The organism is Acinetobacter sp. 22323 (assembly GCF_052044895.1).
Lineage (GTDB): Bacteria > Pseudomonadota > Gammaproteobacteria > Pseudomonadales > Moraxellaceae > Acinetobacter > Acinetobacter schindleri.
Genome location: NZ_JBQEOL010000013.1, coordinates 1 through 23,904, shown reverse-complemented (window position 1 = coordinate 23,904; position 23,904 = coordinate 1). Strand labels below are relative to the sequence as shown.

Below are 23,904 nucleotides of genomic sequence, written 5' to 3'. Positions count from 1 at the left end.
TGTTATATTATAACACTTAGTGTTTTTACCGCGATTTTCTCCCATGTCCCGTTTCTTTGCGTTCTGTGCCCTGGCTTTATTGAGTACCTTAAGTTGGTCACAAAGTCTGGTGGTATCTACGCATCCAATTTACCTGATTGCCAAAAAAATTACCCAAGGGGTAGAGCAGCCAACCTTATTATTGGCCAATCAGACTGGACATGATGTCAGCCTGACCCCAGCACACCGTAAAACCATTCAGCATGCGGGGCTGGTGATCTGGCTGGGACAGGCACATGAAGCGCCTTTAGCAAAAGTACTCGAAGAAAGTAATAAAAGTATCGCAATTCTGGATTCCAGCATTATTAATCCTTTGCCAATGCGTAATCCGCGTGGTGAAGCCTTAAAAAATACGGTTGATACACATGTCTGGCTGGACCCAAATAATGCAGTTCGCATCGGTTTCTTTATTGCTGCGCTGCGTTCACAGCAAATGCCACAGTACCGTGAAACTTACTGGAAAAATGCACGTGCTTTTGCACAAAATATGCTAACGACAGCACAACGTTATAGTTCAACTTCTAAGCCACGCCCCTATTGGTCATATCATGATGCCTATCAATATCTAGAGCGTCCGCTAAACCTGAAGTTTATGGGTGCACTCACCGATGATCCGCATGTGTCACCAACGGTTGCACAGATCAAGTACCTGCAGGATACCCGCGCACAGACCAAAATGTGTCTGCTGGCTGAGGGACATGCCAATGCCAATCAGTACAGAAAACTGAACCCGGTAGTTTTCCAGCATGTAGACGAAAGCATGAATGGGGCAGGGGACTTTATCCAAGGCTGGCAACAATTAGCTGATCAAACGAACAAATGTGTGCTAAATTCTCGATAATGATTAAAAAGTGATCGAGTTTTGCTTAATTTAGAAACGATTGAACCATCGAATTTTTCGAAGCTAAGCTCGGGAAAAGATTGCATGTTAAGGGGTGTAACTCTATAATGCCTGCGATTAAAAATAATCATCAGCTAAACTTGTCAAGCATGATTGCTGTGAGTGAATAAATAATGAGCCGAACTAGTCGCTTGATTGACCGACGATTAGCGAAAGCTTTAGTCATCTTGCAAGCAGTAATGATACCCGTTTCAGCGTTGTTAGGTTGGGTTCTGAAGGACACAACCGCAGCCTTGAGTGCAGCCTTGGGTGCATTCGTATGTTGGCTGGCGACCTGCTACTTTAGCTGGCAGTCGTTTCGTGCTGCGGGCGCGCGAGCTTCCAAACAAGTTCTATCGAACATGTATAGGGGCATGCTCGGTAAGTTTGCAATTGTGATTGTTGGATTCATTTTGATTTTAAGCAATGTCAAGCCGTTATCCCCGGTTGCATTGTTTTGTGGTTTTATACTCGTTCAAGCCATGTCGTGGGTCGCTCCGTTTTGGGTGTCACGTCTACAAAGACGAGTTTAAGCGCAGCAAAAATTGAAAAGTTTTTTCAGAAATAAGCGAGATATCAAGCAGCACGCGATATTCGTAAGTTTCATTAGTTTTTGACATTGACCAGGTGTGATTTATGGCTGCTGAAGAACATGCCCTTACTTCGACCGAGTACATCAAGCACCACTTGACCAACATGACCTATGGCAAAATGCCGGACGGTACATGGAAATTGGCCGAGAATGGTGCTGAAGCTCAACAGATGGGGTTCACTGCTATTCACTTGGATTCAATGGGTTGGTCAATCGGCCTTGGTATTCTTTTCTGTTTCATGTTCTGGATCGTAGCGAAAGCTGCAAACTCTGGTGTTCCTACCAAGTTCCAGTCTGCAATCGAAATGATTATCGAGTTTGTTGACTCAAGTGTACGCGATACTTTCCACGGAAAATCGCGTTTGATCGCTCCACTAGCGCTAACCATCTTCGTGTGGATTTTCCTCATGAACTTGATGGACTTGATCCCTGTTGACTGGATTCCTTATATCGCTCAACACGTGATTGGTAGCCTTCTTGGTATTGATCCGCACCACGTTTACTTCAAGATCGTTCCATCTACTGACCCTAACATTACCCTTGGTATGTCATTGTCTGTATTTGCGCTTATCTTGTTCTACAGTATTCGTGAGAAAGGCATTGGCGGTTTCGTTGGTGAGCTTGCACTTAACCCATTTAACCCAAGTAACCCAGTTGCAAAAGCGTTACTCATTCCAGTGAACTTGATTCTTGAATTGGTAACCTTCCTTGCACGTCCAGTTTCATTGGCTCTACGACTGTTCGGTAACATGTATGCGGGTGAGTTAATCTTCATTCTTATCGCGTTATTACCGTTCTGGATCCAGTGGGCGTTATCTGTGCCTTGGGCGATCTTCCACATTCTTGTTATTACGCTACAGGCATTCATTTTCATGATGCTGACTATCGTGTACTTGAGCATGGCAAGCGAAAAGCATTAATGGTATTGCCTAACTGTCACGGGATGGTTGGGCACAATTTTTTAACTTAATTTGGTATAAAACCTAACCTCTGAGGAATTATCATGGAACTCACTTTAGGTCTAGTTGCAATTGCATCTGCTATCTTGATCGCTTTCGGTGCTTTAGGTACTGCGATTGGTTTTGGTCTTTTAGGCGGCCGTTTCCTTGAAGCTGTAGCTCGTCAACCAGAATTGGCTCCACAACTTCAAACTCGTATGTTCTTAATCGCGGGTCTTCTTGATGCTGTGCCTATGATCGGTGTTGGTATTGGCTTGTTCTTCATCTTCGCTAATCCATTTGTAGGTTAATCAGCTTAATTCCGAAATTCACTATTTGAGGAATTTGCAATGAATATCAACCTCACATTGTTTGGCCAAGCGATTGCGTTTGCGATTTTCGTCGCATTCTGCATGAAGTTTGTATGGCCACCACTAATCAATGCGATTAGTGAACGTCAGCGTAAAATCGCTGATGGCTTAAATGCTGCTGAAAAAGCGAAGGCTGACCTTGCAGATGCGCAAGCACAAGTGAAAGCTGAACTGGACGCGGCAAAAGCACAAGCGGCTCAATTGATCGAACAAGCGAACCGTCGTGCAGCGCAATTGGTAGAAGAAGCTCGTACTCAAGCGTCAGCTGAAGGTGAGCGTATTCGTCAACAGGCTAAAGAAGCTGTTGATACTGAAATCAATTCTGCTCGCGAAGAATTACGTCAACAAGTGGCTGCTCTTGCAGTTGCTGGCGCTGAGAAAATTCTTAGCCAGCAAGTTGACGCAGAAGCTCACAATGCCATGCTGACTCAGCTGGCTGCTAAACTTTAAGAGAGGCGGATTATGGCTGAACTCTTGACGTTGGCACGCCCTTACGCTAAAGCAGCATTTGCTTACGCTTCTGAGCAAGGTACAGCTGACTCTTGGTCAACTGCACTTGAATTGCTCAGTGCTGCGGTGCAAGACGAAGCATTTTCAGCTTATCTAAATCGCCCTGAGTTGACACCTGCTGAGCAGGTGACACTTTTTGCTAAAGTTTTAGGCGAAGACCAAACGCCTGCAGTGTCAAACTTTTTGACAATGCTTGCTGAAAACGCACGTTTGGCTTTGCTTCCTGAAATTGCTGCAGAATATGAACAGCTCAAATCACAGAATAACAATACTGTGGATGTTGTGATTGAATCAGCATTCCCATTGACTTCTGTACAGGAACAACTCCTTACTCACGCATTAGAGAAAAAATTCGAAGCGGCGGTAAATGTTTCTATAGATGTTAAACCAGAGCTTATTGCTGGTGTGGTTATTCGTGCAGGCGACCAAGTGATAGATGATTCTGCGCTTAATAAGCTTGAAAAAATGCGTACTCGTCTTCTTGCTTAAGAAATAAGAAGACTGAACTTTAAAAAGATTGAGGTATAGCGCAATGCAACAACTGAATCCATCCGAGATCAGTGCGCTCATTAAACAGCGTATCGGCGATCTGGACACCAGCGCGACCGCTAAAAACGAAGGTACCATTGTTATGGTATCCGACGGTATTGTGCGTATTCACGGCCTTGCTGATGCAATGTACGGTGAAATGATCGAATTCGACGGCGGCTTATACGGTATGGCACTGAACCTAGAACAGGATTCAGTGGGCGTCGTTGTTTTAGGTAACTACTTAAACCTTCAAGAAGGTCAAAAAGCGCGTTGCACAGGTCGTGTATTAGAAGTTCCGGTTGGTCCAGAACTTTTAGGCCGTGTAGTAGATGCTTTGGGTAACCCGATTGATGGTAAAGGCCCAATTGATGCAAAATTAACTGATGCTGTTGAAAAAGTAGCACCAGGCGTAATTTGGCGTCAATCAGTGGATCAACCTGTACAAACTGGTTATAAATCAGTAGATACCATGATCCCTGTAGGCCGTGGTCAACGTGAGTTGATCATTGGTGACCGTCAAACTGGTAAAACAGCTATGGCGATCGATGCGATCATCGCTCAGAAAAACTCTGGCATTAAATGTGTATACGTAGCAATTGGTCAAAAACAATCGACTATCGCTAACGTTGTGCGCAAGCTAGAAGAAACTGGCGCTATGGCGTATACAACTGTTGTAGCAGCAGCGGCAGCGGATCCAGCAGCAATGCTTTTCCTTGCTCCGTACTCAGGCTGTACAATGGGCGAATACTTCCGTGACCGCGGTGAAGATGCTCTGATCATCTATGATGACTTGTCTAAACAAGCTGTAGCATATCGTCAAATTTCATTGCTTCTTCGTCGTCCACCAGGTCGTGAAGCTTACCCAGGTGACGTGTTCTATCTACATTCACGTCTACTTGAACGTGCTTCTCGTGTATCTGCTGACTACGTTGAGAAATTCACTAACGGTGAAGTTAAAGGCCAAACTGGTTCATTAACTGCATTGCCGATTATTGAAACTCAAGCGGGTGACGTATCTGCATTCGTACCAACCAACGTAATTTCGATTACTGACGGTCAGATCTTCCTTGAAACATCATTGTTCAACGCGGGTATTCGTCCTGCTGTGAACGCGGGTATCTCTGTATCTCGTGTTGGTGGTTCTGCGCAGACTAAAGTCATCAAGAAATTGTCTGGTGGTATCCGTACTGCACTTGCACAGTACCGTGAATTGGCAGCGTTTGCTCAGTTCGCTTCTGACCTTGACGAAGCAACTCGTAAACAGCTTGAACACGGTCAACGCGTAACTGAGCTTATGAAGCAAAAACAATATGCTCCATACTCAATCGCTGACCAAGCTGTATCAGTTTATGCATCTAACGAAGGCTATATGGCTGACGTAGAAGTGAAGAAAATCGTAGACTTTGATGCTGCGTTAATTGCTTACTTCCGTTCAGAACATGCTGCAGTTATGCAAAAAGTTGACGAGACTGGTGCTTGGGACAAAGATATCGAAGCTGAATTCAAAGCGGGTATTGAAAAGTTCAAAGCGACTCAAACTTACTAATATAGCAACTTGCTAATTAGTGTTGGTTTGGTTCACGGAATCAACCTTCGAGGGCTCGAAAGGGCCTTCGAATACTAGGTTAAGCGTATGGCAAATTTAAAAGAAATTCGCGCCAAAGTAGCTAGTATCAAAAGCACGCAGAAAATTACTCGCGCGATGCAGATGGTAGCAGCTTCTAAGATGCGTCGTGCGCAAGAGCGCATGGCTCAAGGCCGTCCGTATGCCGAAAATATGCACCGTGTAATTGCTCACTTGGTTCAAGCGAATCCTGAATACAAACACCGTTATATGGTTGAACGTCCTGTAAAGCGCGTTGGCTATATCATCGTGTCATCAGATCGCGGACTTGCTGGTGGTTTGAACATTAACTTGTTCAAGAAAGTGGTAAAACACGTTCAACAGCAACAAGAGCAGTCAATTGAAGTTCAATTTGCTTTGATTGGTCAAAAAGCGGTTTCGTTTTTTAAAAACTACGGCGGTAAAGTACTTGGTGCGACCACTCAAGTGGGTGACACTCCAAGTCTTGAACAGTTATCTGGTTCTGTACAGGTGATGTTAGACGCTTACGATAAAGGCGAGTTAGATCGTATTTATCTAGTATCTAACGGCTTTGTCAACGCCATGACTCAAAACCAAAAGATCGAACAGCTTGTTCCTTTAGCAGCTGCTGAAGAAGACAAGACGCTTAACCGTCAATACGGTTGGGACTACATCTACGAGCCTGAAGCTGAAGAGCTTTTAAATGGCTTGTTGGTTCGTTACATCGAGTCTGTGGTGTATCAAGGTGTGATCGAAAACATCGCGTGTGAGCAGTCTGCTCGTATGGTTGCAATGAAAGCTGCAACAGACAACGCTGGTGATTTGATCAAGAACCTGCAACTTATTTATAACAAGCTGCGTCAAGCCGCGATTACTCAGGAAATTTCTGAGATCGTTGGTGGTGCCGCTGCCGTTTAACATATATTAGTTTGAATTGAGGAGACAGCAATGAGTAGCGGTCGTATCATTCAGATCATCGGCGCGGTTATCGACGTCGAGTTTGAACGTAACAGCGTTCCTAAGATCTATGACGCTCTCCAAGTTGACGGTACTGAAACTACATTAGAAGTTCAGCAACAACTTGGTGATGGCGTAGTTCGTACTATTGCAATGGGTTCTACTGAAGGCCTTAAGCGTGGTTTGAACGTAACTAACACTAACGCTCCGATTTCTGTACCAGTAGGTACAGCGACTCTAGGTCGTATCATGGACGTTCTTGGTCGCCCAATCGACGAAGCTGGTCCAGTTGCAACTGAAGAGCGTTTACCAATTCACCGTCAAGCGCCTTCTTATGCAGAACAAGCGGCTTCTACTGACCTTCTAGAAACTGGTATTAAAGTCATTGACTTACTATGCCCGTTCGCGAAAGGTGGTAAAGTTGGTCTGTTCGGTGGTGCCGGTGTTGGTAAAACTGTAAACATGATGGAGTTGATCAACAACATCGCGAAAGCGCACTCAGGTTTATCTGTGTTCGCTGGTGTTGGTGAGCGTACTCGTGAAGGTAACGACTTCTATCACGAGATGAAAGACTCTAACGTTCTAGACAAAGTAGCAATGGTCTACGGTCAGATGAACGAGCCACCAGGTAACCGTCTACGTGTAGCGTTGACTGGTCTGACTATGGCTGAGTACTTCCGTGATCAAAAAGACGAAAACGGTAAAGGCCGTGACGTACTATTGTTCGTTGACAACATCTATCGTTATACACTAGCGGGTACTGAAGTATCAGCACTTCTAGGTCGTATGCCATCTGCAGTAGGTTACCAACCAACACTTGCAGAAGAGATGGGTGTTCTTCAAGAACGTATTACATCGACTAAGTCTGGTTCTATTACGTCAATCCAAGCGGTATACGTACCTGCCGATGACTTAACAGATCCATCGCCTGCAACTACGTTCGCTCACTTGGACGCAACTGTTGTATTGAGCCGTGACATCGCTTCTCAAGGTATTTACCCTGCGATCGATCCACTTGACTCTACTTCACGTCAGTTAGATCCACTTGTAGTTGGCCAAGAACACTACGAAATTGCTCGTTCAGTTCAAAACGTTCTTCAACGTTATAAAGAATTGAAAGACATTATCGCAATTCTTGGTATGGACGAATTGTCAGAAGAAGACAAACTTATCGTGTATCGCGCACGTAAGATCCAACGTTTCTTCTCTCAACCGTTCCACGTAGCTGAAGTGTTTACTGGTGCTCCTGGTAAACTTGTACCGCTTAAAGAAACGATTCGTGGCTTTAAAGGTCTTCTAGCTGGTGAATACGATCACATCCCAGAACAAGCGTTCTATATGGTTGGTGGTATTGACGAAGTGATTGCTAAAGCTGAGAAACTTTAATTAGTTCCCTAATTTAGGAGATTCTCATGGCGACTATGCAATGTGACGTTGTAAGTGTTCAAGAGTCTTTGTACTCAGGCACTGTAACTATGCTAATTGCTAAAGGTGCTGGCGGCGAGTTAGGTATTATGCCTGGTCACGCTCCGCTGGTAACTTTGCTCCAACCTGGCGCGATCCGCGTTATTTTGGAAAACGGTACAGAAGAATTAATCTATGTATCTGGTGGTGTTCTAGAAGTTCAACCGCATGTTGTTACGGTTCTTGCTGATACAGCAGTCCGTGCAGAAAACTTGGATGAAGCGGCAATTATTGAAGCGCGTAAACACGCTGAACAATTGCTAGCAAATCAAAAGGGCGATTTGGACGCTGCTGCTGCTTTGGCTGCTCTTGCAGAAACTGCTGCTCAGCTGGAAACGATCCGAAAAATCAAAAACCGCGCAATGTAATTGCTGGTTTGAGATTGAAGAAACCACCCGAAAGGGTGGTTTTTTATGCCCAATTTTCTTGAAAGTTTGCACCTTTTGAATTTGGTTTAATTGTGGGTTTCTTAATATTTATAGTTAGTGGAATAGGGAAGTCATTGCCAATGATGACAGCTTCGCCAGGTTGTAAGCTTGGAAGGAAGTCAGAAGCTGCTTTATCAATTTCACCACATGCTCTTTCTACAATCTCACGATCTCGATCGTTTGTGAGACGATGAACAATTAAAGTTCCAAGTTGGCTAAGAACACCTTCCGTAATATCTCGAGGTCTTTGAGTTGCTAAGCAGATATTTAAACCAAATTTTCGACCTTCTTTTGCAATAAGCTCAAAAGCATCAAGTTTTGCTAAGGTATCTTCATTACCAATTGTTTTTCCTATGAAGTTATGTGCTTCATCTAGGAAAATAACTAGTGGTTTCTCTATAAAAGATAATTCTCGTGCTTTATTTAATAGTAATCGACCAATGACATTAGAAATAACTTCTCGAGCCTTAAATTCGAAACCAATTGCACTCATATCTATTCGTAAAAGTTTTTTACTAGAGTCGCTATAGAAAATATTCAATTCATCTAAAAGAGATGAATTTTGGTTTTGTTCGAAAACAAATCTAAAAGTATGTGAATTAATTAGACCGTTAATTCGAGTTAGTAATGATAAGCAGTGATTAAAATTGAAATCGTCTGCTATATAATTTGTACCTCTTAAGGTTACATACTCTTCTTTGATTTGTGCACATAATTTTGTGGGGTCAAAAGGGGTATGGGGTATTTCTAACAAGTACCGATCGCGAATTGATCTTATGGCAATCTTATAATTTTCTTCAGGTTGTCCAATTTTTATGAAAACTCCATTTTGAATCATTTCAGAATGCAGAGAATTCTGTTCAAGAAGCTTAACGAGCCTTAGACTTCTAATAGCTTCTCTAAACTTTGGACCTTGGGATTTTCCTGCTGGTTCGAACAAAGCTATAAAATCACTTTCTTCAAAGCAATCAGGTGGTATTTTTATGGCAGTAGAGCTTTCGGCAGGATTAGTTGGACTACCTAAGTGAACATTAGTTACTGAATTATCCTCAAATTTACTATATTCACCAGTTGGGTCTAATAAGATGATTTTGGAGTTAAATCTTAAACATTCTTCTAAGATTCGAGCTGTCGTATAGCTTTTTCCTCCGCCCGTTGCACCTAAAATACCTAAATGACGTCCAAATAGTTTTTCCGGTGTTATAGAAATTCCACAACTGTCATTTAAAATTGATCCAATATGTAAATTTATATTTGGATCTCCTTTTTGCATTTTCTGAGGAATTTTTGCAATAAATTCATGCGGTGCTGAATAAATTAAATCATTTATACTTGGATAGTAATCCACACCTGCTGATACTCTTAGATCATCCATTTGGATTGTTCCAAGAAGTTGTACACGGCCTACGATATCCAAATTTGACTTCGCTAAATCATCTTTCTTTATTTCTATGATACGTCCTAAAACTAAGTTGACTTGGCTTTCAATAATAACAAATTCACCAACTTCACCTTTGCCATAACGATTTCCACCAAAATATGTAGGTTCATGATTGTCATTGATGTATTTGAATTGAATACTGCTAGCATTAATTGAATTTACTTTTCCAAACATCAGTTCAGGTTGTAAAATTCCATTAAACATGATGACCTCCAAATGCTTTTTGGAGATTCTCGTAAAGATTTTCAGCAGGTGATAATGCTGTTAAATCAGGAATAATTTCTGATAGTTTTCCAAAATCACTATTTATAAAGATTATTTCATCATTTTTTCGAGTGTCTGCAACATGTTTTAATCTCTCCCAATACGGTGAAGTGGAGTTGGCATCTTTTAGAAAGTCATTTTTTAGAGTTGGTGTGCAAATAATAACTTTAAGATGTGGATTTGAATAAATGGCAGAAAGGATAGGTTCAGATAGATGATCGTCGTTAAAGCCAAATCCAACAATAATTAAACACGTATTAGCCTCTCGTAGCGCATGGTTAAATCTAGAGATTAGTTCTAGGTGTGGCTGTACATATGATTGCTGGTATTTACCTTTAGCTGGAAAAATCATACAACTTTGTTCAGCTTCTACCTTATCAACCTGTTGGACTGGGTAGCCATTTTCTCTTTTCCAATTAACAGATCCATGCAACTTGTATAGCTGAAACACGCCTTCAAGATATTGAGGATTGTTTAAGTTTATTGTCGGACTTCTTTTGATGATATCTAGATCAAAGAACTTCGGATCATATATACGAGGAAATGAAAAAGAAAAACCATCTATAACAGTAATCCCTAATTTACTAGCAGCTGTTTCAAAACATGTATCGTAGTTTGTTGTAAATAACTTAATACGAGGGTCTTTTGATTTTCTTCGGGACAATTTCCTAATAAATTCACGATGTTTAGTCAATTGTTCTTGTTCATTCGTAATAAATTGGCAGGCTTCTAAAATCTTTTTTTTACAACTTAGGACAAATTCTCTTGTTGATATGCAGTCGTCTTCTTTTGTGATTTGAATAAAAGATTCACAATGGGAAAGACATTCTTCAATATTTTTATATTTTTCTTCAACTACATAAGTATCATACTTACTCTCGCTAAAAGCTTTATTACTTAGTTCATGCATGTCATCTTTGGTGCATCGCTCCCATAAATTCCACATCGATGGACCATTTATAGGTGAACCTAAAGAAGTACCACTACCTGCAAGTACCATAATATTAGGCATTTGAAGTGCTGTTTTAAGTTTTATTTTAAGATCACTTAAGTCATTAGCTTGTTGATCAGCCTCATCGTCCTTGTGAGGGATAAATTTTTCATTAGGTGTACTTCTATAAAATTTGATACTCATTTATATATTCTTTTAAAATCATTGTTTTTATTATGGTTTTTTTCGTATTAAAAAAATAGTCATATTCTAGATTTAATTAAAAATTTTCTATTTCCTAGAATCTTTACCTTAAATATGTCATAAAAATTTTCATTCAAACTTGATAACTCTTAACTTTTAGAAGTTGCTCAAATTTCCTTTTGTACCACTCGATATAACTTTTACCCTTTCTCGGTAATGTTTTGAACCAATCTGTAAACATTCCCTGAACATAAAAAAATCAATGCTAAGTTAAGTGACTACCCCAGATGCAAGCTTGTTTGAATTGATTTAAAGAGGTCGAAAACAAGCAAAACTTATAATTGAAAAAGGGAAAGTCATGGCATATCAATCTATTAACCCATTTACCAATCAAAAATTGAAAGAATATCCGCCACATACAGATGAGCATATACAAAATGCGCTGGATCAGGCAGAACAAATTCTCAAGTCAGACTGGCCCCAACAGATTGATCACCGTATTGAAGTGCTGAGGAAGGTCGCGCAAAAATTACGTGAACAAAAAACCGAACTGGCTAAGCTCATGACGCTGGATATGGGTAAACTGATTAAACAGAGTGAAGGCGAAATCGAATCTTGCGCCAAAATTGCCGAATACTTTGCTGATCATGCCAAAGAGTTTCTAGCTCCGGTGTCTTATGAAACGGAACTCGGCGAAGCATGGGTAGAGCATCATCCTCTAGGTATTGTGATGGCCGTTGAACCATGGAACTTTCCGTTCTATCAATTGATGCGTGTCTTTGCCCCAAACTGCGCAATTGGCAATCCGGTCCTAGCCAAACATGCTGGTATTGTGCCGCAATGTGCTGAAGCCTTTGAAAAGCTGGTGCTGGAAGCAGGTGCACCAAGAGGTGTCTGGATTAACCTGTTTATCAGTTCTGATCAGGTTCAAGAGATTATTGCTGATCCGCGTGTACAGGGTGTAGCCTTGACGGGTTCAGAAGGTGCCGGAAGTGCCGTAGCAGAACAGGCCGGTAAATACATTAAAAAATCCACCTTGGAACTTGGTGGTAATGATGTCTTTATTGTGCTAGATGATGCTGATCTGGAAAAAGCCATTAAAATTGGCTGTCAGGCCCGGGTAAATAACTCAGGCCAAGTCTGCACTGCGGCCAAACGTTTTATTTTGCATGAAAAAATCGCTGATGAATTTAAAGCAGGTATGCTGAAAGCTTTTCAGGAACTGAAAATTGGTGACCCACTCGACCCTGAAACGACACTGGCACCCTTATCATCAGCTGACGCTCTGGAAAAACTGACCAAACAGGTTGATAAGGCGGTAGCGCATGGTGCTACTGTGCTGACAGGTGGTAAACCCATTGAGCATGCAGGTAACTTTTATGAGCCGACAATTCTGGAAAATATCAGCCGTGATAATCCGGCCTGGTATGAAGAATTCTTTGGGCCGGTTGCCCAGATTTATGTCGCGAAGGATGAAGATGAAATTGTTTCGATTGCCAACGATTCGCACTATGGTTTGGGCGGTGTGATTCATTCTCAAGATATCGAGCGTGCCAAAAAACTGGCTTCACGAGTTGAAACCGGCATGATCTGGATTAACTGGTTTACCGATACCGCACCAGAGCTGCCATTTGGTGGTATCAAAAACTCTGGTTATGGGCATGAATTATCGATTGACGGTTTCAGAGAATTCACCCAAAAACGTTTAGTCGTCGTGAAAAGTCCTAAAGAATAATGACTTTTCTGCCTTATCCTTCCAGTAAAGAAGCGGCTTACTAAACCGCTTCTTCTATTAATCTATATTTAATAGTAATAAACCAGTCTGGTGACTGGTTTATCAGGGAGCCTAGGTCATCTATAAAACTGAGATCAACTTTCCTGTTCCGCTGCCTGGGATTGTTTCTCAGGAATCATCATTGCGGCCAGCTTGATCATTTCAGACTGGATATTTCCCATCTGTTTTTCCAGCTTCTGGAAATCCACTTGGCTGAAATCCATCTGGCCATTCAGGAAAGGAGATGCCAATGCTTGCTGGTTGGCATTCATCAGGTTGCTACGTACCTGATCAACTTCCTGACTTTTCAAGTTTAAGCCACTTAAAGTCTGGTTAAAGCCTTTTAATTGCTGTTGCAATTGCATTGCGGCGCTCTGCAATTGAGAAGTATCTTTTTCACTGACTGCAGTTTCCAGTTCAGTCTGGGTTTGCTTCAGCTGAGTCACGTAATCACCAGCCTTTAACTGCAAATCGGCCACATCACGTATGATGTAGAACATATTGCCACTTTTAAGGTCTGCAGAAGATTGCTGCACTTCAGTATTTTCTGATACTGCTGTCTGTTCTTCTGCTACATCCTGTTGGTCCGGTTTTTCAGTATATGAAGCAGGGGCAGAAACCTGATCACATCCCAGCAAACTCAATGCACCTGCAAAAAGGGCAAAAGGTAGTACGCTATTTTGGAGAATTTGCTTAAATTTCATTGGGGTGCTCATTATTTACTGCTTACAGGCATTAATATAGGGATGAAATTTGTAGAAAATACGGAGAGTTGCAAATGAATAACAAAAAAGGCCTCGCTATAGATATTCAAGCATAAAAAAGAGCGCCAAAGCGCTCTTTTTTCACCGAGGAGAGCAGGATTTAAGCTGCGATAATTTTAATGACCTTATCGTTAATGCTATTCATCAAAATATAGTCGCCATTTACTTTAATCCATTGCTGATTTCTACCTGGCTTGTTGAGTCGTTTATATTTGCTGTGATCCACTTTATAGATTTTATTTTGGTATTGGTTTGGGACTTTTTGACCTACTCGCCAATCACGTGATGGATCAACTTTTTTATAACCCTGTTTATGCTGTTGAGCTGGGTGTTTGTTTAGCTGATGGTGCTGAGGGGCATGATGCTGTTGTTGAGCATGCGACTTGCTATATTGATGATGATCCTGAGGCGCAGCCATGGCTGGAATAGCAACCAGTGCAGTTGAGATCGATAAAACAATTGCTTTCACCAGCGTTTTCATACTTCACCTTTCATTATGGCGGTTTGTTTGTGTATGAGCTCATCATAGGCTGGCAGAGGTGTTTGAAATTGAAGAGAGTGTAGTGTAAATATTAAAATCTGGAAGGAAAATAGAAGAAGTAAATTGAATGATTTTATTAGGGTCTGTTGACATTTACTGTTCATAATTAACCCTATAAAGGTAGCCATAAAAATATACAGGCTAAAGCAACAGAACTTTGATAATTTCTTTTGAGCTTGTCATATCGAGTAGCTATTCCTCTAAATTGCTTTAATCTACAAAACATATTTTCAACTAAATGCCTGATTTTATATAAATACCAGTCCATATGGTCATTGTTCGATTGGCTATTCGTTTTCTTTGGTATATTCGCTTTAGTCCCTGTTTTCCTAATCTGTTCACGCAGTGGTTCTGAATCATAGCCTTTATCTGCGCATACCACTTTTGTCTCTTTTAAATCTAATGTTGATATTAAATCAGGCGCAACTTTAACATCATATGTGGTTCCATCGGTAATCATGAAATCAATAGGATTGCCATGTGAATCAACAATCAAATGTATTTTTGAGGAGTTTCCTCCTACACTTTTAGAAATAGATTGATTCGCTATACCGGCAGAATGTTGATGAGCACGTACATGAGAGCCATCAATAAAAATCCACTCCATATCGGGGCATGAGGCTAGTAATTTGAATAATCTAAGTAACTTACCGCTGCTTGACCAACGATTAAAACGTTTGAAAATAAAGTTTGAATGACCAAAATAGGAAGGAATATCTCGCCACGGACAGCCTGTTCTAATTCTATAGAGAATAGCTTCAATAAAATTGCGTAAATTTGAGTTGTGGTGAATGGATAAATTACGCAGAATAACTTTCAACTTTTGCCAGTGTTGATCTGTCAGCATGGTACGAGGCATAGCGAATAGTAAAATTGGGTTTGGCGATTTGATTTTACTACTTCGCTATTTTTTTAAGCTAAAAGTGTCAACACACCCTAATATACATATCTTTTTTTAATTAAAAAATATAAGCATCTCTAACCATGAGAGATGCTTATATTACTATTGCAAATTATTTAGCCAATTCGGCATTAATTGCATCGATGATACGTGGATCATCTGCAGTAATATCCGGTGCAAAGCGAGCCACTACTTCACCATTTTTATTGACCAGGAATTTTTCAAAATTCCATAGCACTTCAGGTGGCTGGTTTGGAGTCAGGCCGTAATCAACCAGATCTTTCCACCATGGGCCTTCACCGGTACGTTCAGGAATCGCTTGGGTTAAAGCAGCATATAAAGGATGTTTTGCTTCTCCAACGACCGGGATCTTGGCAAATAGCGGAAAATCGACCTGATAGTTTACTGAACAGAATTCCTGGATTTCCTTCTCGCTGCCTGGCTCCTGTGCCAGGAAATCATTTGATGGGAAACCTAGAATCTCCAGACCTTCGGCTTTTTTCTCGTTATACAGCTTTTGCAAGCCTTCATATTGTGGAGTCAGGCCACATTTAGATGCCACATTGACGATGAGCAAAACTTTGCCCTGATACTGATTGAGAGTGAATTCTGCACCCTGAATGCTTAATACTGGAATGTCGTAGACTGAAGTGCTCATATGAAGTCCTGTTTTTGATGTGTTTATCCTGTCGAATGTTGTAACGGGTATTCCGGCTGAGTACAAGTAAAAACATGTAGGGCAGTCGGGTAAATTTAAATCCATGCATTAATTTTATGTGAAAAATCAATTATGCTTGTGCTACACAATAACGGCGTTGAATTGAAAGCTGCTGGCTTGGACTTGCAGACAATGCTGAACCCTACACTTTATGGATGAGTATATGACACAGCAACACAAGGTAGTGTGGTGGGCATTTTTACTGCCATTGACTGCGGTACTGATCTGGTCACTGAATATTGTCGTGACCCGCTATGTGACCGACTTTATCTCGCCGGTGAGCATCAGTTTTTATCGCTGGTTTTTTGCCTTTCTGATTCTAACCCCGTTTATTTTGCCGCGGGTGATTCGTGAGCGTGCCCTGATTGTGCCGCATCTGAAACAGCTGGCAGTGCTGAGTGCCTTTGGTCTGGTGCTGTATCAGGGACTGGCTTATACCGCTGCACATTACACCACCGCCACCAATATGGGCATTATTAATGCCTTTATTCCGATTTTTACCATTTTTGTGTCGATGCTGATTCTGCGCGATATTCCGAATCGCTACGCCATTATTGGCAGTCTGTTGTCCTTTGCCGGGCTGATCTATGTGATGGGGCAGGGCAATCCTTGGGGCCTGCTGCATGCCGGCGGCCAATGGGGCGATCTGCTGATGATTATCGCCGTGTTTTTCTATGCCTTTTATGGGGTTTTTCTGAAAAAATGGCAGCTGCAGATTCCGTTAATGCTGAGCCTGTATGTGCAGATTCTGTTTGCGCTGCTGTATCACCTGCCGTTTGTGACCTGGTTGGGTCTTGATGCCATCAATATGACCAATGCCGGCAGCGTTATCTACGCCAGTATTTTCCCTTCATTAATTGCCCCTTTGGTGTGGATGATGGCGATTCAGCGTCTGGGACCGACCCGCACCAGTATCTTTATGAACCTGATGCCGGTGTTTACCGCTTTAATTGCCTTTGTCTGGTTAAAAGAGGCCTGGACCATTTATCACAGTATTGGTGGGGCGATTATTCTGTTCGGAATTGTGCTGGCCCAGAAAAAAACTGTGGCGCCAGTGCTCCTGAAAGCCAAATAGTTGCCCAAAAAACGAACAAACAAACTTAATTTTTTGCTTGAATGATCTCGTGAATAAAGGCAAATAGACTTTAGTCGAGAAGAGTAGCTTTAGCTTCTTTAAAAAGCACTTTAAAAAGAGCAAGATAATTTGAATTTTTTTCAAATAATGATTGATTAATCATAGGTTTAAGCTGTTTTTTAAGAGCTAAAATATATTTGTTTTTTTTAAACTGTTCGCCCATAATACGCTCCATCGCAGATCAGCGACTGTTGCTGAAATGCCCAGAGATTTCGATACCCTCTGGATGTGATAATACACATCCTTTTTTATGCTCAACCATCCCTATATGGTTGAGCTTTTTTTTGTCTTAAAACTTTGGTCGGCTTGAAAAGAAAAATGACTGAGCAAAGGCTCAGTCACGAATAATTTCACCTGTTACGGCATCAATAATCCGGCTTGGTTTCTGGCTCAGTCCCAGATCGCCATTCAGATAATTCAGATCCTGGTCAAAATAACGCATCGCATCTTGCAGGGAACGTGCAGGTTCTAAGCCGGCAGGATTGGCGCTGGTCGAAACGATATAGCCCCCAAAAGCCTGACATAAAGCCATACATAAAGGATGGGTGGTAACACGTACCGCAACTTTAGGATGATTGCCTTTAATCCAGGCCGGAATATCTTCACTGGCAGGTAATAGCCAGGTGGTGGCACGTTCGGATACGCTGCGGTTGGTCCATGAAGCAATAATACGTTCGCGGATTTCTGGTGTCAGTGCTTCTAGTAAATGTTCTACTTGGGAAATATGTCCAGCAAGAAGAATCACACCTTTTTCAATTGGACGCTGTTTCAGTTGCAGAATCTGGTGAAATGCCTGTTCGTTGTGAGGGTCACAGCCCAAACCCCAGACAGCCTCTGTAGGGTATGCCAAGACTTGTCCTTGTTTCAGGAATGTCGCTGCTTCGGCAACAGAGGTGGTGATCATGTATATACCTTTTAAAAACAACAAAGGGCTATTGTGAACCTTATTTGCCTGTACGACAACGTAGAAACATACCGGCTTGCTGTGTACTGAAACCGAGTAATTCCAGTTCCATCAACTGTGCTGTGATTGTGGAAACATCCTGGCTGAGTTGAATGCTAATCTGATCTAGGCCTTGTCCAATCCAGTCGAGCTGGTTGTAGAGCGGAATCAGGTGTGCTGGAATCTCGATCAATTCGGTTTCACTATTTTCTGCTTTATAAATTTGTTCAGCTGCCTGCCATTGGGTGGCTAATGCCAGATCTTCAACCACCTGGTGTGGATGATCAATCAGAATTGCACCTTCGCGGATGAGCTGGTGACAGCCTTTGTGGTTTTCACTGTAGATATGTCCAGGAATCGCAAACACGGTTTTTCCTTGTTCGGCAGCCAGTTTAGCAGTGATGAGTGAGCCACTTTTCAGTGCAGCTTCAGCCACAATAACACCCAGACTCAGTCCACTGACAATACGGTTACGCCGTGGAAAATGATGTTGCAGAGGTGGAGTACCGGGCAAAAATTCTGTAATCACCGTGCCGCCTTGGGCAATGATCTGTTCTTTTAATGGCTGATTTGTCGCCGGATAGGTTTGATCCAGACCCGTGCCCATCACTGCAATAGTACGATGCTGCTGCAGCGCTGCCCGATGTGCCGCTTCATCAATGCCTTGTGCCAGTCCACTATTGATATAAAAACCTTGTTCACTTAAGTAATACGCAAAATCATAAGCCATCTGACGGCCGTGATTGCTCGGTTTGCGGCTGCCCACAATTGCCACTTGTGCCTGTAATAAACTGTCGGCCTTGCCCTGACCAAATAAAATCGGCGGTTTATCGGTGTAGTGACTCAGTTGCTGCGGATAATCCGCTTCATTATGTAATAAAATAAAGTCGCAAGTTTTCTGGATCTGCTCCAGACAAAACTGAAACTCGCGCTGGGAATCTTTGCAATTGAAATCCTGAAGCCGCTGGATATGATTTTTATGAACGCCTAGTTTTAGCCAGGTCTCGACTTGATCCGGCTGAACAGCATCAGCAAGATTTTCATAATATTCAGATAAGCGATAGAAACTGGTGAGGGAATGCTGGACTACATACCATAAGCGAATGTTGTCCAGTTGAGTCGTAGATAACGAATTCAACATATTGAGACCTATCTTGCGTCTTCTTATTCTTATAATGAGTAATGAGGTTAAGATGATGCTGAATCACAGCATCATCTTAAAGTTCTTGTAAATTATTCGTCCAGCAGCGGTGGCTGAATGGTAGCGCCCACTTTGATTGGCAATTCACTGTCTAGAACATAGGCATAGCTGAACTGATCAAACGTTTTGAAGACCATGACATTACCAATACGTTCGCCCGGGAGCTGTACACGTTCTTTGGTTTTTGGATCAGTCACGACTTCACCTTGCTGATTCACACTAAACACATGACCAGACTGAACACCATGTGCTATGCCGCGGTCAATGGTGACAACACTATGACGCGCAGCTGTACCAATTGAACCCAATACACGAATGATCTGACCACCTGAAATGTTGTTTTCCGCATTTACTGGATAGAACAGGGTAGGCAGCATTGGATCATATTCTGGTAGTACCCGGTCACCACGACGGACTTCAGCATTATAGCTATCGGTCAGTTCCAGTGTGGTGATATCACCTTCACCGCGGACTGCGATACCAGAAGCAACCTGTTGCAGTTCTAGGGCAGCGGTGTATTTTTTACCATTGGCATCAGTCAGTATATAAGGTTCAGCTTCGCGGTATACCGCATAACGTTGACCTACTTCCAGGCCATTCCCACGTGCATAAACTTTCTGACCTTTACCGGCCAGTACACGTTGATCAGCCGTACCCAGAATATAAGGAGTGCCTTCAATAGAGTCTGCTGCCATAATTGTATAGCGCTCTAGCCATTGCTGGATATGGGCTAAAGGAATAACAGGAATGGTATTGTTGAGCGATTCAATACGTACCTGAGGCTGTAACTTATTCGTGCCAAGGTAGCGATTGATGATACCGGTACAGCCATCACCTTCATCTTTACCAATGATTGGTCGGCCCTGGTAATCGCACATCAGCAGACGGTCACCTGGAAAAATCCAGTGTGGATTTTTCACATGCTTATTACCTGCCCAGATTTCTGGCCAGCGTACCGGATTTTTAAGAAAACGCTTGGAAATATCCCATAATGTGTCACCTTTTTTTACCACATAGACATTCGGTGCTGATGCTTTCAGGCTTGGTGGATTGACATTACGAGCTGGTGCTGCATGTGTAGTTGAAATTGTCCCCATACCAACACCCACACAAACTGCAAGTGCGAGCATTTGATTTTTAATCCCCAAGGCACTAAAAGATGGCATGCCCTTCAAAACCTTTTTCATTATCATAATTCCTAAAATTATGTATGTAAGTTGCGTTATAATAACGATCTTACACACAATTTTTTAATGAAGCATTCCTTCATTTGGTTTTTTGATCAATGGCATAATTGAGGACGCAGTATGGCCTTATTACCTATTTTAAGTTTCCCGGATCCCCGTCTTCGTACCATTGCACAACCAGTCGAAGAGGTTACTGATGAAATTCGTCAGCTCGCTGCAGATATGTTTGAAACCATGTATGAAGCGCCCGGCATCGGTTTAGCCGCGACACAAGTCGATCGTCATATTCAGCTGATTGTGATGGACCTGTCTGAAGATAAAGATCAACCCATGGTGTTCATTAACCCCAAAATTACACCATTGACTGAAGAAACACAGCCATACGAAGAGGGCTGTCTATCAGTACCTCAAATATACGATAAAGTTGAGCGTCCGTCACGTGTAAAAATTCAAGCAATTAATCTTGAAGGTCAAGCATTTGAGGTTGAGGCAGATGGCCTGTTGGCTGTGTGTATCCAGCATGAAATGGACCACTTAAATGGTAAACTTTTCGTGGATTATTTATCACCTTTGAAGCGCCAGCGTGCCCGTGAAAAAATTGAAAAGGCAGCACGTCAGCGTGATAAAGCCAAAGTTGCAGTGAAACGCTAAGTATTTTGTCGTATTCATGCATTGATTATTGCCCAGTTTTTACTGGGCTTTGCTATAATTAACGGTGACAAATTTTTATTTGCCCTTCTCCTATGGTGACACGTGGCGGGTTGCTACTTTCTCTGGCAGCCGTATTTTTACAGATCGCTGTATTCCTGCAGCCTTTGCTGCCGAAGCAATATCAGGTTGCTCCGGTCTGTGAAACCATTACGCGTGCACTTTTGTTGCCTTTATCACATGAGCATCACGCTGCTCATTCTCATCATGCTGACCACAGTATTCAGACTGCGTCTGTAGAAGGTGCCCATGACCATCATGATGCCAATCATCAATGTCAGTACTGTACCGTCTACGGCAATCTGGTTCTGCCACCTGAACTGGATCTAAAAGAAGTACTGGATCGAATCCAGGTTCGACTGATTGCATTTAAACAAGCATTCAGTCATGTCTGGTTTGTTCTGCAACAACTCTTTCTGCTACCACAGGGCAGGGCACCACCACTGTTTGCATAAATCCACGTTGTTTTTGCCTGGGTCTTAATTGACTTAGGCCGTGTTCAATTTATGTATTCAGTGAGATAGAAATGGCTCAGCCTAAATTTTCTTTACAGCCACTTGTGGCTGCGATTTGTGTTGCTTGTTATTCTTCAATGGTGCTGGCAAATGAAACCATGCCAGTACAGACCATGGCTCCAATTGTGGTGACTTCTGCTACAGGTAATGATGCTAATGGTCTGATTGTGCGTGCAGATCCGAAACAGCCGATTCAACCCATTCCTGCCAGTGATGGTGCTGATTATCTGCAAAGTATTGTGGGCTTTAGCTCGGTTAATAGTGGGGCTGGTACCAATGGTGATGTCACTTTCCGCGGTATGTTCGGTTCGCGTATTAAAATCTTGACCGATGGCACAGAAAATCTAGGTGCCTGCCCAAGCCGGATGGATTCACCAACCTCTTATATTTCGCCAGAAAGCTATGACCGTATTTCGGTGATTAAAGGACCACAAACGGTTCAGTATGCCAATACCGGCTCAGCAGCTACCGTGATTTTTGAACGTAGCCCGGAACAGTTTGATGGAGATCATCACTATCGTGGTCAGGCCAGTATTTTGATGGGTTCCTTCGGGCGTCTTGATCATAATGTCGAAGTTGCAGCAGGTGATGAGCAGAAATATATTCGTCTCAATACCAACCGCTCGGTAGCCAACAGCTATCAGGATGGTAATGGCAATACTGTGCCATCAGACTGGGAACGCTGGAATGCTGATCTGGCTTTAGGCTGGACACCCGATGAAAACACCTGGGTAGAACTGACCGGTGGTAAGGCCGATGGTGAAGCAGTGTATGCTGGTCGTATGATGGATGGTTCACAGTTTGCCCGTGAAAGCTTAGGTCTACGTGTAGAAAAGAAAAATGTGACAGATGTAATCAAAAAAATTGAAGCACAGGTCAACTACAATTTTAATGACCACGTGATGGATAATTTTAGTTTACGTGATGTTGCTGAACCCGATAAAGCAATGACGGTTACACGCCGTACTTTAAATGGGCGCTTAGCGGTAACAAATGAATGGGAAAACATCCAGCTTATAACAGGGGTGGATTCACAACTTAATAAACATGCCGGGGGGATGTATCATTCGACTATGCCAATGATGAACTCACCTGTTACGACAGATATGGAGTTTCAGTCGATTGGTGGTTTTGGTGAGTTGAGCTATGACTTGGGTGGAGATAATAAGTTAGTTAGTGGTCTGCGTATCGATCAGGTTAGCATTGATGCTGTTAAACGTAGCCTTGAGCGTACAGAAACCTTACCGAGTGCTTTTATTCGTTTTGAAAATACCCATCCTGACCATGATGACGGCAAAACGTATATAGGATTAGGTTATGTAGAACGTGTACCTGATTATTGGGAATTATTCAAAACAGACCTCAACGGGCAAGCACCATCGACCTTTAAGGACTTAAAAAATGAAAAAACTTTACAGCTTGATCTCGGTTATCAACATCATCATGGTGCATTGAACTCTTGGGTGTCTGCATATACAGGTCTAATTCAGGATTATATTTTAATTAATTATGATGCTGACAAAAAAACAGGACATGGGATCAATGCAGCTGATTCTAAAAATGTTGATGCTGTCATTGCCGGTGCAGAAGCAGGTATTGGTTATCAATTTACTGACGCCATTCAAGCCGATGTGAGCGCAATGTATGCTTGGGGTGAAAACACGACCAATAATACGCCGTTGCCACAAATTGCACCTTTAGAGGGGCGCGTTAATCTTCGTTATATCCAAGATCGTTATACCTTGGGTGCTTACTGGCGCATTGTTGATGGTCAAAGTCGTATTAGCGAACGTGAGGGTAATATTGTTGGCTACGACAACAAGAAGAGTGCAGGTTTCGGTACATTGTCTTTAAACGGTACTTATAATTTATCCGAGGGTGTTGATCTATCAGTTGGCATCGATAATGTATTGGATCGTACATATACCGAACACTTAAATAAAATGGGTGCATCTGGTACAGGCTTACCAACTGATGAACAATTTAATAATATTGGACGTAATTACTGGGCACGAATCAGTATGAAGTTCTAATTTGATTAGATTAAGTACAAAAAGCAGGGCAGAAGTCCTGCTTTTTGCTTTTGTAATTTAATAAAACTTATAAAAATTATGTATTTAAGCATTTTAATCATTTCCAAATAAAATAATGAACATTTTTATTTAAATATTTTTTATATATAAAACAGATATTTATAAATATTGTGGTTTATAAAATAAACACACGTTTCAAATGTTTTAAAAAAGGTGTTGCAAGCCCTCTGAAATGCTGTAGAATGCACATCCATCGGCGGTGATGAAGATTAAAACTTCTGATAAAACAGTAACTTAGTTAAGATTGGTTGAGTTAGGTTTTATTTGATAAGTTTAAAAATAATCTGAT

General features: G+C 42.0%; 24 protein-coding genes and 1 pseudogene. 15 read left to right on the top strand and 10 right to left on the bottom strand.

Going from position 1 to position 23,904, the window contains the following annotated elements; all coding sequences use genetic code 11:
• Positions 1-43: 43 nt before the first annotated feature.
• From ACTJIX_RS09940 to ACTJIX_RS09895, 10 genes are all read left to right on the top strand, one after another.
• Positions 44-880 carry a metal ABC transporter solute-binding protein, Zn/Mn family gene (locus ACTJIX_RS09940; RefSeq protein ID WP_305176129.1) on the top strand — a complete coding sequence of 279 codons (837 nt, stop codon included), beginning with the start codon at positions 44-46 and terminating at the stop codon, positions 878-880.
• Between the two features lie 173 nt (positions 881-1,053).
• Positions 1,054-1,452 (top strand): ATP synthase subunit I, encoded by a 399-nt coding sequence (locus ACTJIX_RS09935; protein ID WP_004814246.1) that lies wholly within the window; start codon positions 1,054-1,056, stop codon positions 1,450-1,452.
• A 103-nt stretch (positions 1,453-1,555) separates the two neighbouring features.
• A complete protein-coding gene (gene atpB / locus ACTJIX_RS09930) occupies positions 1,556-2,431 on the top strand; it encodes a F0F1 ATP synthase subunit A (protein WP_004814247.1) in 876 nt (291 codons plus the stop codon).
• 83 nt (positions 2,432-2,514) lie between these two features.
• On the top strand, positions 2,515-2,760 hold the full coding sequence (atpE, locus tag ACTJIX_RS09925) for a F0F1 ATP synthase subunit C (RefSeq protein ID WP_000424060.1): 246 nt from the start codon (positions 2,515-2,517) through the stop codon (positions 2,758-2,760).
• A gap of 39 nt (positions 2,761-2,799) precedes the next feature.
• Complete coding sequence (locus tag ACTJIX_RS09920) at positions 2,800-3,270, top strand: F0F1 ATP synthase subunit B (RefSeq protein WP_004814248.1); 471 nt, start codon at positions 2,800-2,802, stop codon at positions 3,268-3,270.
• Between the two features lie 12 nt (positions 3,271-3,282).
• A complete protein-coding gene (locus tag ACTJIX_RS09915) occupies positions 3,283-3,819 on the top strand; it encodes a F0F1 ATP synthase subunit delta (protein ID WP_004895298.1) in 537 nt (178 codons plus the stop codon).
• A gap of 43 nt (positions 3,820-3,862) precedes the next feature.
• Positions 3,863-5,407 (top strand): F0F1 ATP synthase subunit alpha, encoded by a 1,545-nt coding sequence (atpA, locus tag ACTJIX_RS09910; protein WP_004895295.1) that lies wholly within the window; start codon positions 3,863-3,865, stop codon positions 5,405-5,407.
• Positions 5,408-5,494: 87 nt separating this feature from the next.
• A complete protein-coding gene (atpG, locus tag ACTJIX_RS09905) occupies positions 5,495-6,364 on the top strand; it encodes a F0F1 ATP synthase subunit gamma (RefSeq protein WP_004814251.1) in 870 nt (289 codons plus the stop codon).
• Between the two features lie 30 nt (positions 6,365-6,394).
• Complete coding sequence (atpD, locus tag ACTJIX_RS09900) at positions 6,395-7,789, top strand: F0F1 ATP synthase subunit beta (protein WP_004895294.1); 1,395 nt, start codon at positions 6,395-6,397, stop codon at positions 7,787-7,789.
• A gap of 26 nt (positions 7,790-7,815) precedes the next feature.
• The gene (locus ACTJIX_RS09895; protein WP_004814254.1) at positions 7,816-8,235 is read left to right on the top strand and encodes a F0F1 ATP synthase subunit epsilon; all 420 of its coding nucleotides are present in this window, start codon (positions 7,816-7,818) and stop codon (positions 8,233-8,235) included.
• Between the two features lie 43 nt (positions 8,236-8,278).
• Here ACTJIX_RS09895 and ACTJIX_RS09890 read toward each other — a convergent pair whose 3' ends face one another.
• Both ACTJIX_RS09890 and ACTJIX_RS09885 read right to left on the bottom strand, forming a co-directional pair.
• Positions 8,279-9,940 (bottom strand): ATP-binding protein, encoded by a 1,662-nt coding sequence (locus ACTJIX_RS09890; protein ID WP_004895293.1) that lies wholly within the window; start codon positions 9,938-9,940, stop codon positions 8,279-8,281.
• Complete coding sequence (locus ACTJIX_RS09885; RefSeq protein ID WP_348892749.1) at positions 9,933-11,135, bottom strand: SIR2 family protein; 1,203 nt, start codon at positions 11,133-11,135, stop codon at positions 9,933-9,935. Before ACTJIX_RS09885 ends, ACTJIX_RS09890 begins: the two co-directional genes overlap by 8 nt.
• A 358-nt stretch (positions 11,136-11,493) precedes the next feature.
• Between ACTJIX_RS09885 and ACTJIX_RS09880 the strand changes: the two genes are divergently transcribed.
• Positions 11,494-12,870 carry an NAD-dependent succinate-semialdehyde dehydrogenase gene (locus ACTJIX_RS09880; RefSeq protein ID WP_004895289.1) on the top strand — a complete coding sequence of 459 codons (1,377 nt, stop codon included), beginning with the start codon at positions 11,494-11,496 and terminating at the stop codon, positions 12,868-12,870.
• A 134-nt stretch (positions 12,871-13,004) separates the two neighbouring features.
• On the opposite strand, the gene ACTJIX_RS09875 is transcribed toward ACTJIX_RS09880, so the two are convergent.
• From ACTJIX_RS09875 to ACTJIX_RS09860, 4 genes and pseudogenes are all read right to left on the bottom strand, one after another.
• Positions 13,005-13,613, bottom strand: coding sequence for a hypothetical protein (locus ACTJIX_RS09875; RefSeq protein ID WP_004895287.1), 609 nt, complete (start codon positions 13,611-13,613; stop codon positions 13,005-13,007).
• Between the two features lie 160 nt (positions 13,614-13,773).
• Complete coding sequence (locus ACTJIX_RS09870; protein ID WP_248604096.1) at positions 13,774-14,154, bottom strand: RcnB family protein; 381 nt, start codon at positions 14,152-14,154, stop codon at positions 13,774-13,776.
• A gap of 153 nt (positions 14,155-14,307) precedes the next feature.
• Positions 14,308-15,073 (bottom strand): annotated as a pseudogene (locus ACTJIX_RS09865) (IS5-like element ISAba31 family transposase).
• 154 nt (positions 15,074-15,227) lie between these two features.
• Positions 15,228-15,773: a glutathione peroxidase gene (locus ACTJIX_RS09860; protein ID WP_004814265.1), complete on the bottom strand. Its 546-nt coding sequence runs from the start codon at positions 15,771-15,773 to the stop codon at positions 15,228-15,230.
• A 223-nt stretch (positions 15,774-15,996) separates the two neighbouring features.
• Here ACTJIX_RS09860 and ACTJIX_RS09855 point away from each other — a divergent pair, with 223 nt between their 5' ends.
• Entirely contained in the window at positions 15,997-16,908 is a 912-nt protein-coding gene (locus ACTJIX_RS09855; RefSeq protein ID WP_005220263.1) for a DMT family transporter, read from the top strand.
• Between the two features lie 70 nt (positions 16,909-16,978).
• On the opposite strand, the gene ACTJIX_RS09850 is transcribed toward ACTJIX_RS09855, so the two are convergent.
• The 4 genes from ACTJIX_RS09850 to ACTJIX_RS09835 form a co-directional block, all read right to left on the bottom strand.
• The gene (locus tag ACTJIX_RS09850; protein WP_005220261.1) at positions 16,979-17,131 is read right to left on the bottom strand and encodes a hypothetical protein; all 153 of its coding nucleotides are present in this window, start codon (positions 17,129-17,131) and stop codon (positions 16,979-16,981) included.
• A 171-nt stretch (positions 17,132-17,302) separates the two neighbouring features.
• The gene (locus ACTJIX_RS09845; RefSeq protein ID WP_005220259.1) at positions 17,303-17,872 is read right to left on the bottom strand and encodes an L-threonylcarbamoyladenylate synthase; all 570 of its coding nucleotides are present in this window, start codon (positions 17,870-17,872) and stop codon (positions 17,303-17,305) included.
• A 40-nt stretch (positions 17,873-17,912) separates the two neighbouring features.
• A complete protein-coding gene (gene dprA, locus ACTJIX_RS09840) occupies positions 17,913-19,052 on the bottom strand; it encodes a DNA-processing protein DprA (RefSeq protein ID WP_004895280.1) in 1,140 nt (379 codons plus the stop codon).
• A 92-nt stretch (positions 19,053-19,144) separates the two neighbouring features.
• Positions 19,145-20,299 (bottom strand): LysM peptidoglycan-binding domain-containing protein, encoded by a 1,155-nt coding sequence (locus ACTJIX_RS09835; protein WP_004895279.1) that lies wholly within the window; start codon positions 20,297-20,299, stop codon positions 19,145-19,147.
• Positions 20,300-20,419: 120 nt separating this feature from the next.
• Between ACTJIX_RS09835 and def the strand changes: the two genes are divergently transcribed.
• The 3 genes from def to ACTJIX_RS09820 all read left to right on the top strand — a co-directional run bounded on the left by def (position 20,420) and on the right by ACTJIX_RS09820 (position 23,555).
• Positions 20,420-20,950: a peptide deformylase gene (gene def / locus ACTJIX_RS09830; protein WP_005220256.1), complete on the top strand. Its 531-nt coding sequence runs from the start codon at positions 20,420-20,422 to the stop codon at positions 20,948-20,950.
• 92 nt (positions 20,951-21,042) lie between these two features.
• Positions 21,043-21,462 (top strand): DUF2946 family protein, encoded by a 420-nt coding sequence (locus tag ACTJIX_RS09825; protein ID WP_004895276.1) that lies wholly within the window; start codon positions 21,043-21,045, stop codon positions 21,460-21,462.
• Between the two features lie 71 nt (positions 21,463-21,533).
• Positions 21,534-23,555: a TonB-dependent copper receptor gene (locus ACTJIX_RS09820; protein ID WP_004895274.1), complete on the top strand. Its 2,022-nt coding sequence runs from the start codon at positions 21,534-21,536 to the stop codon at positions 23,553-23,555.
• The last annotated feature ends 349 nt before the right edge of the window (positions 23,556-23,904 follow it).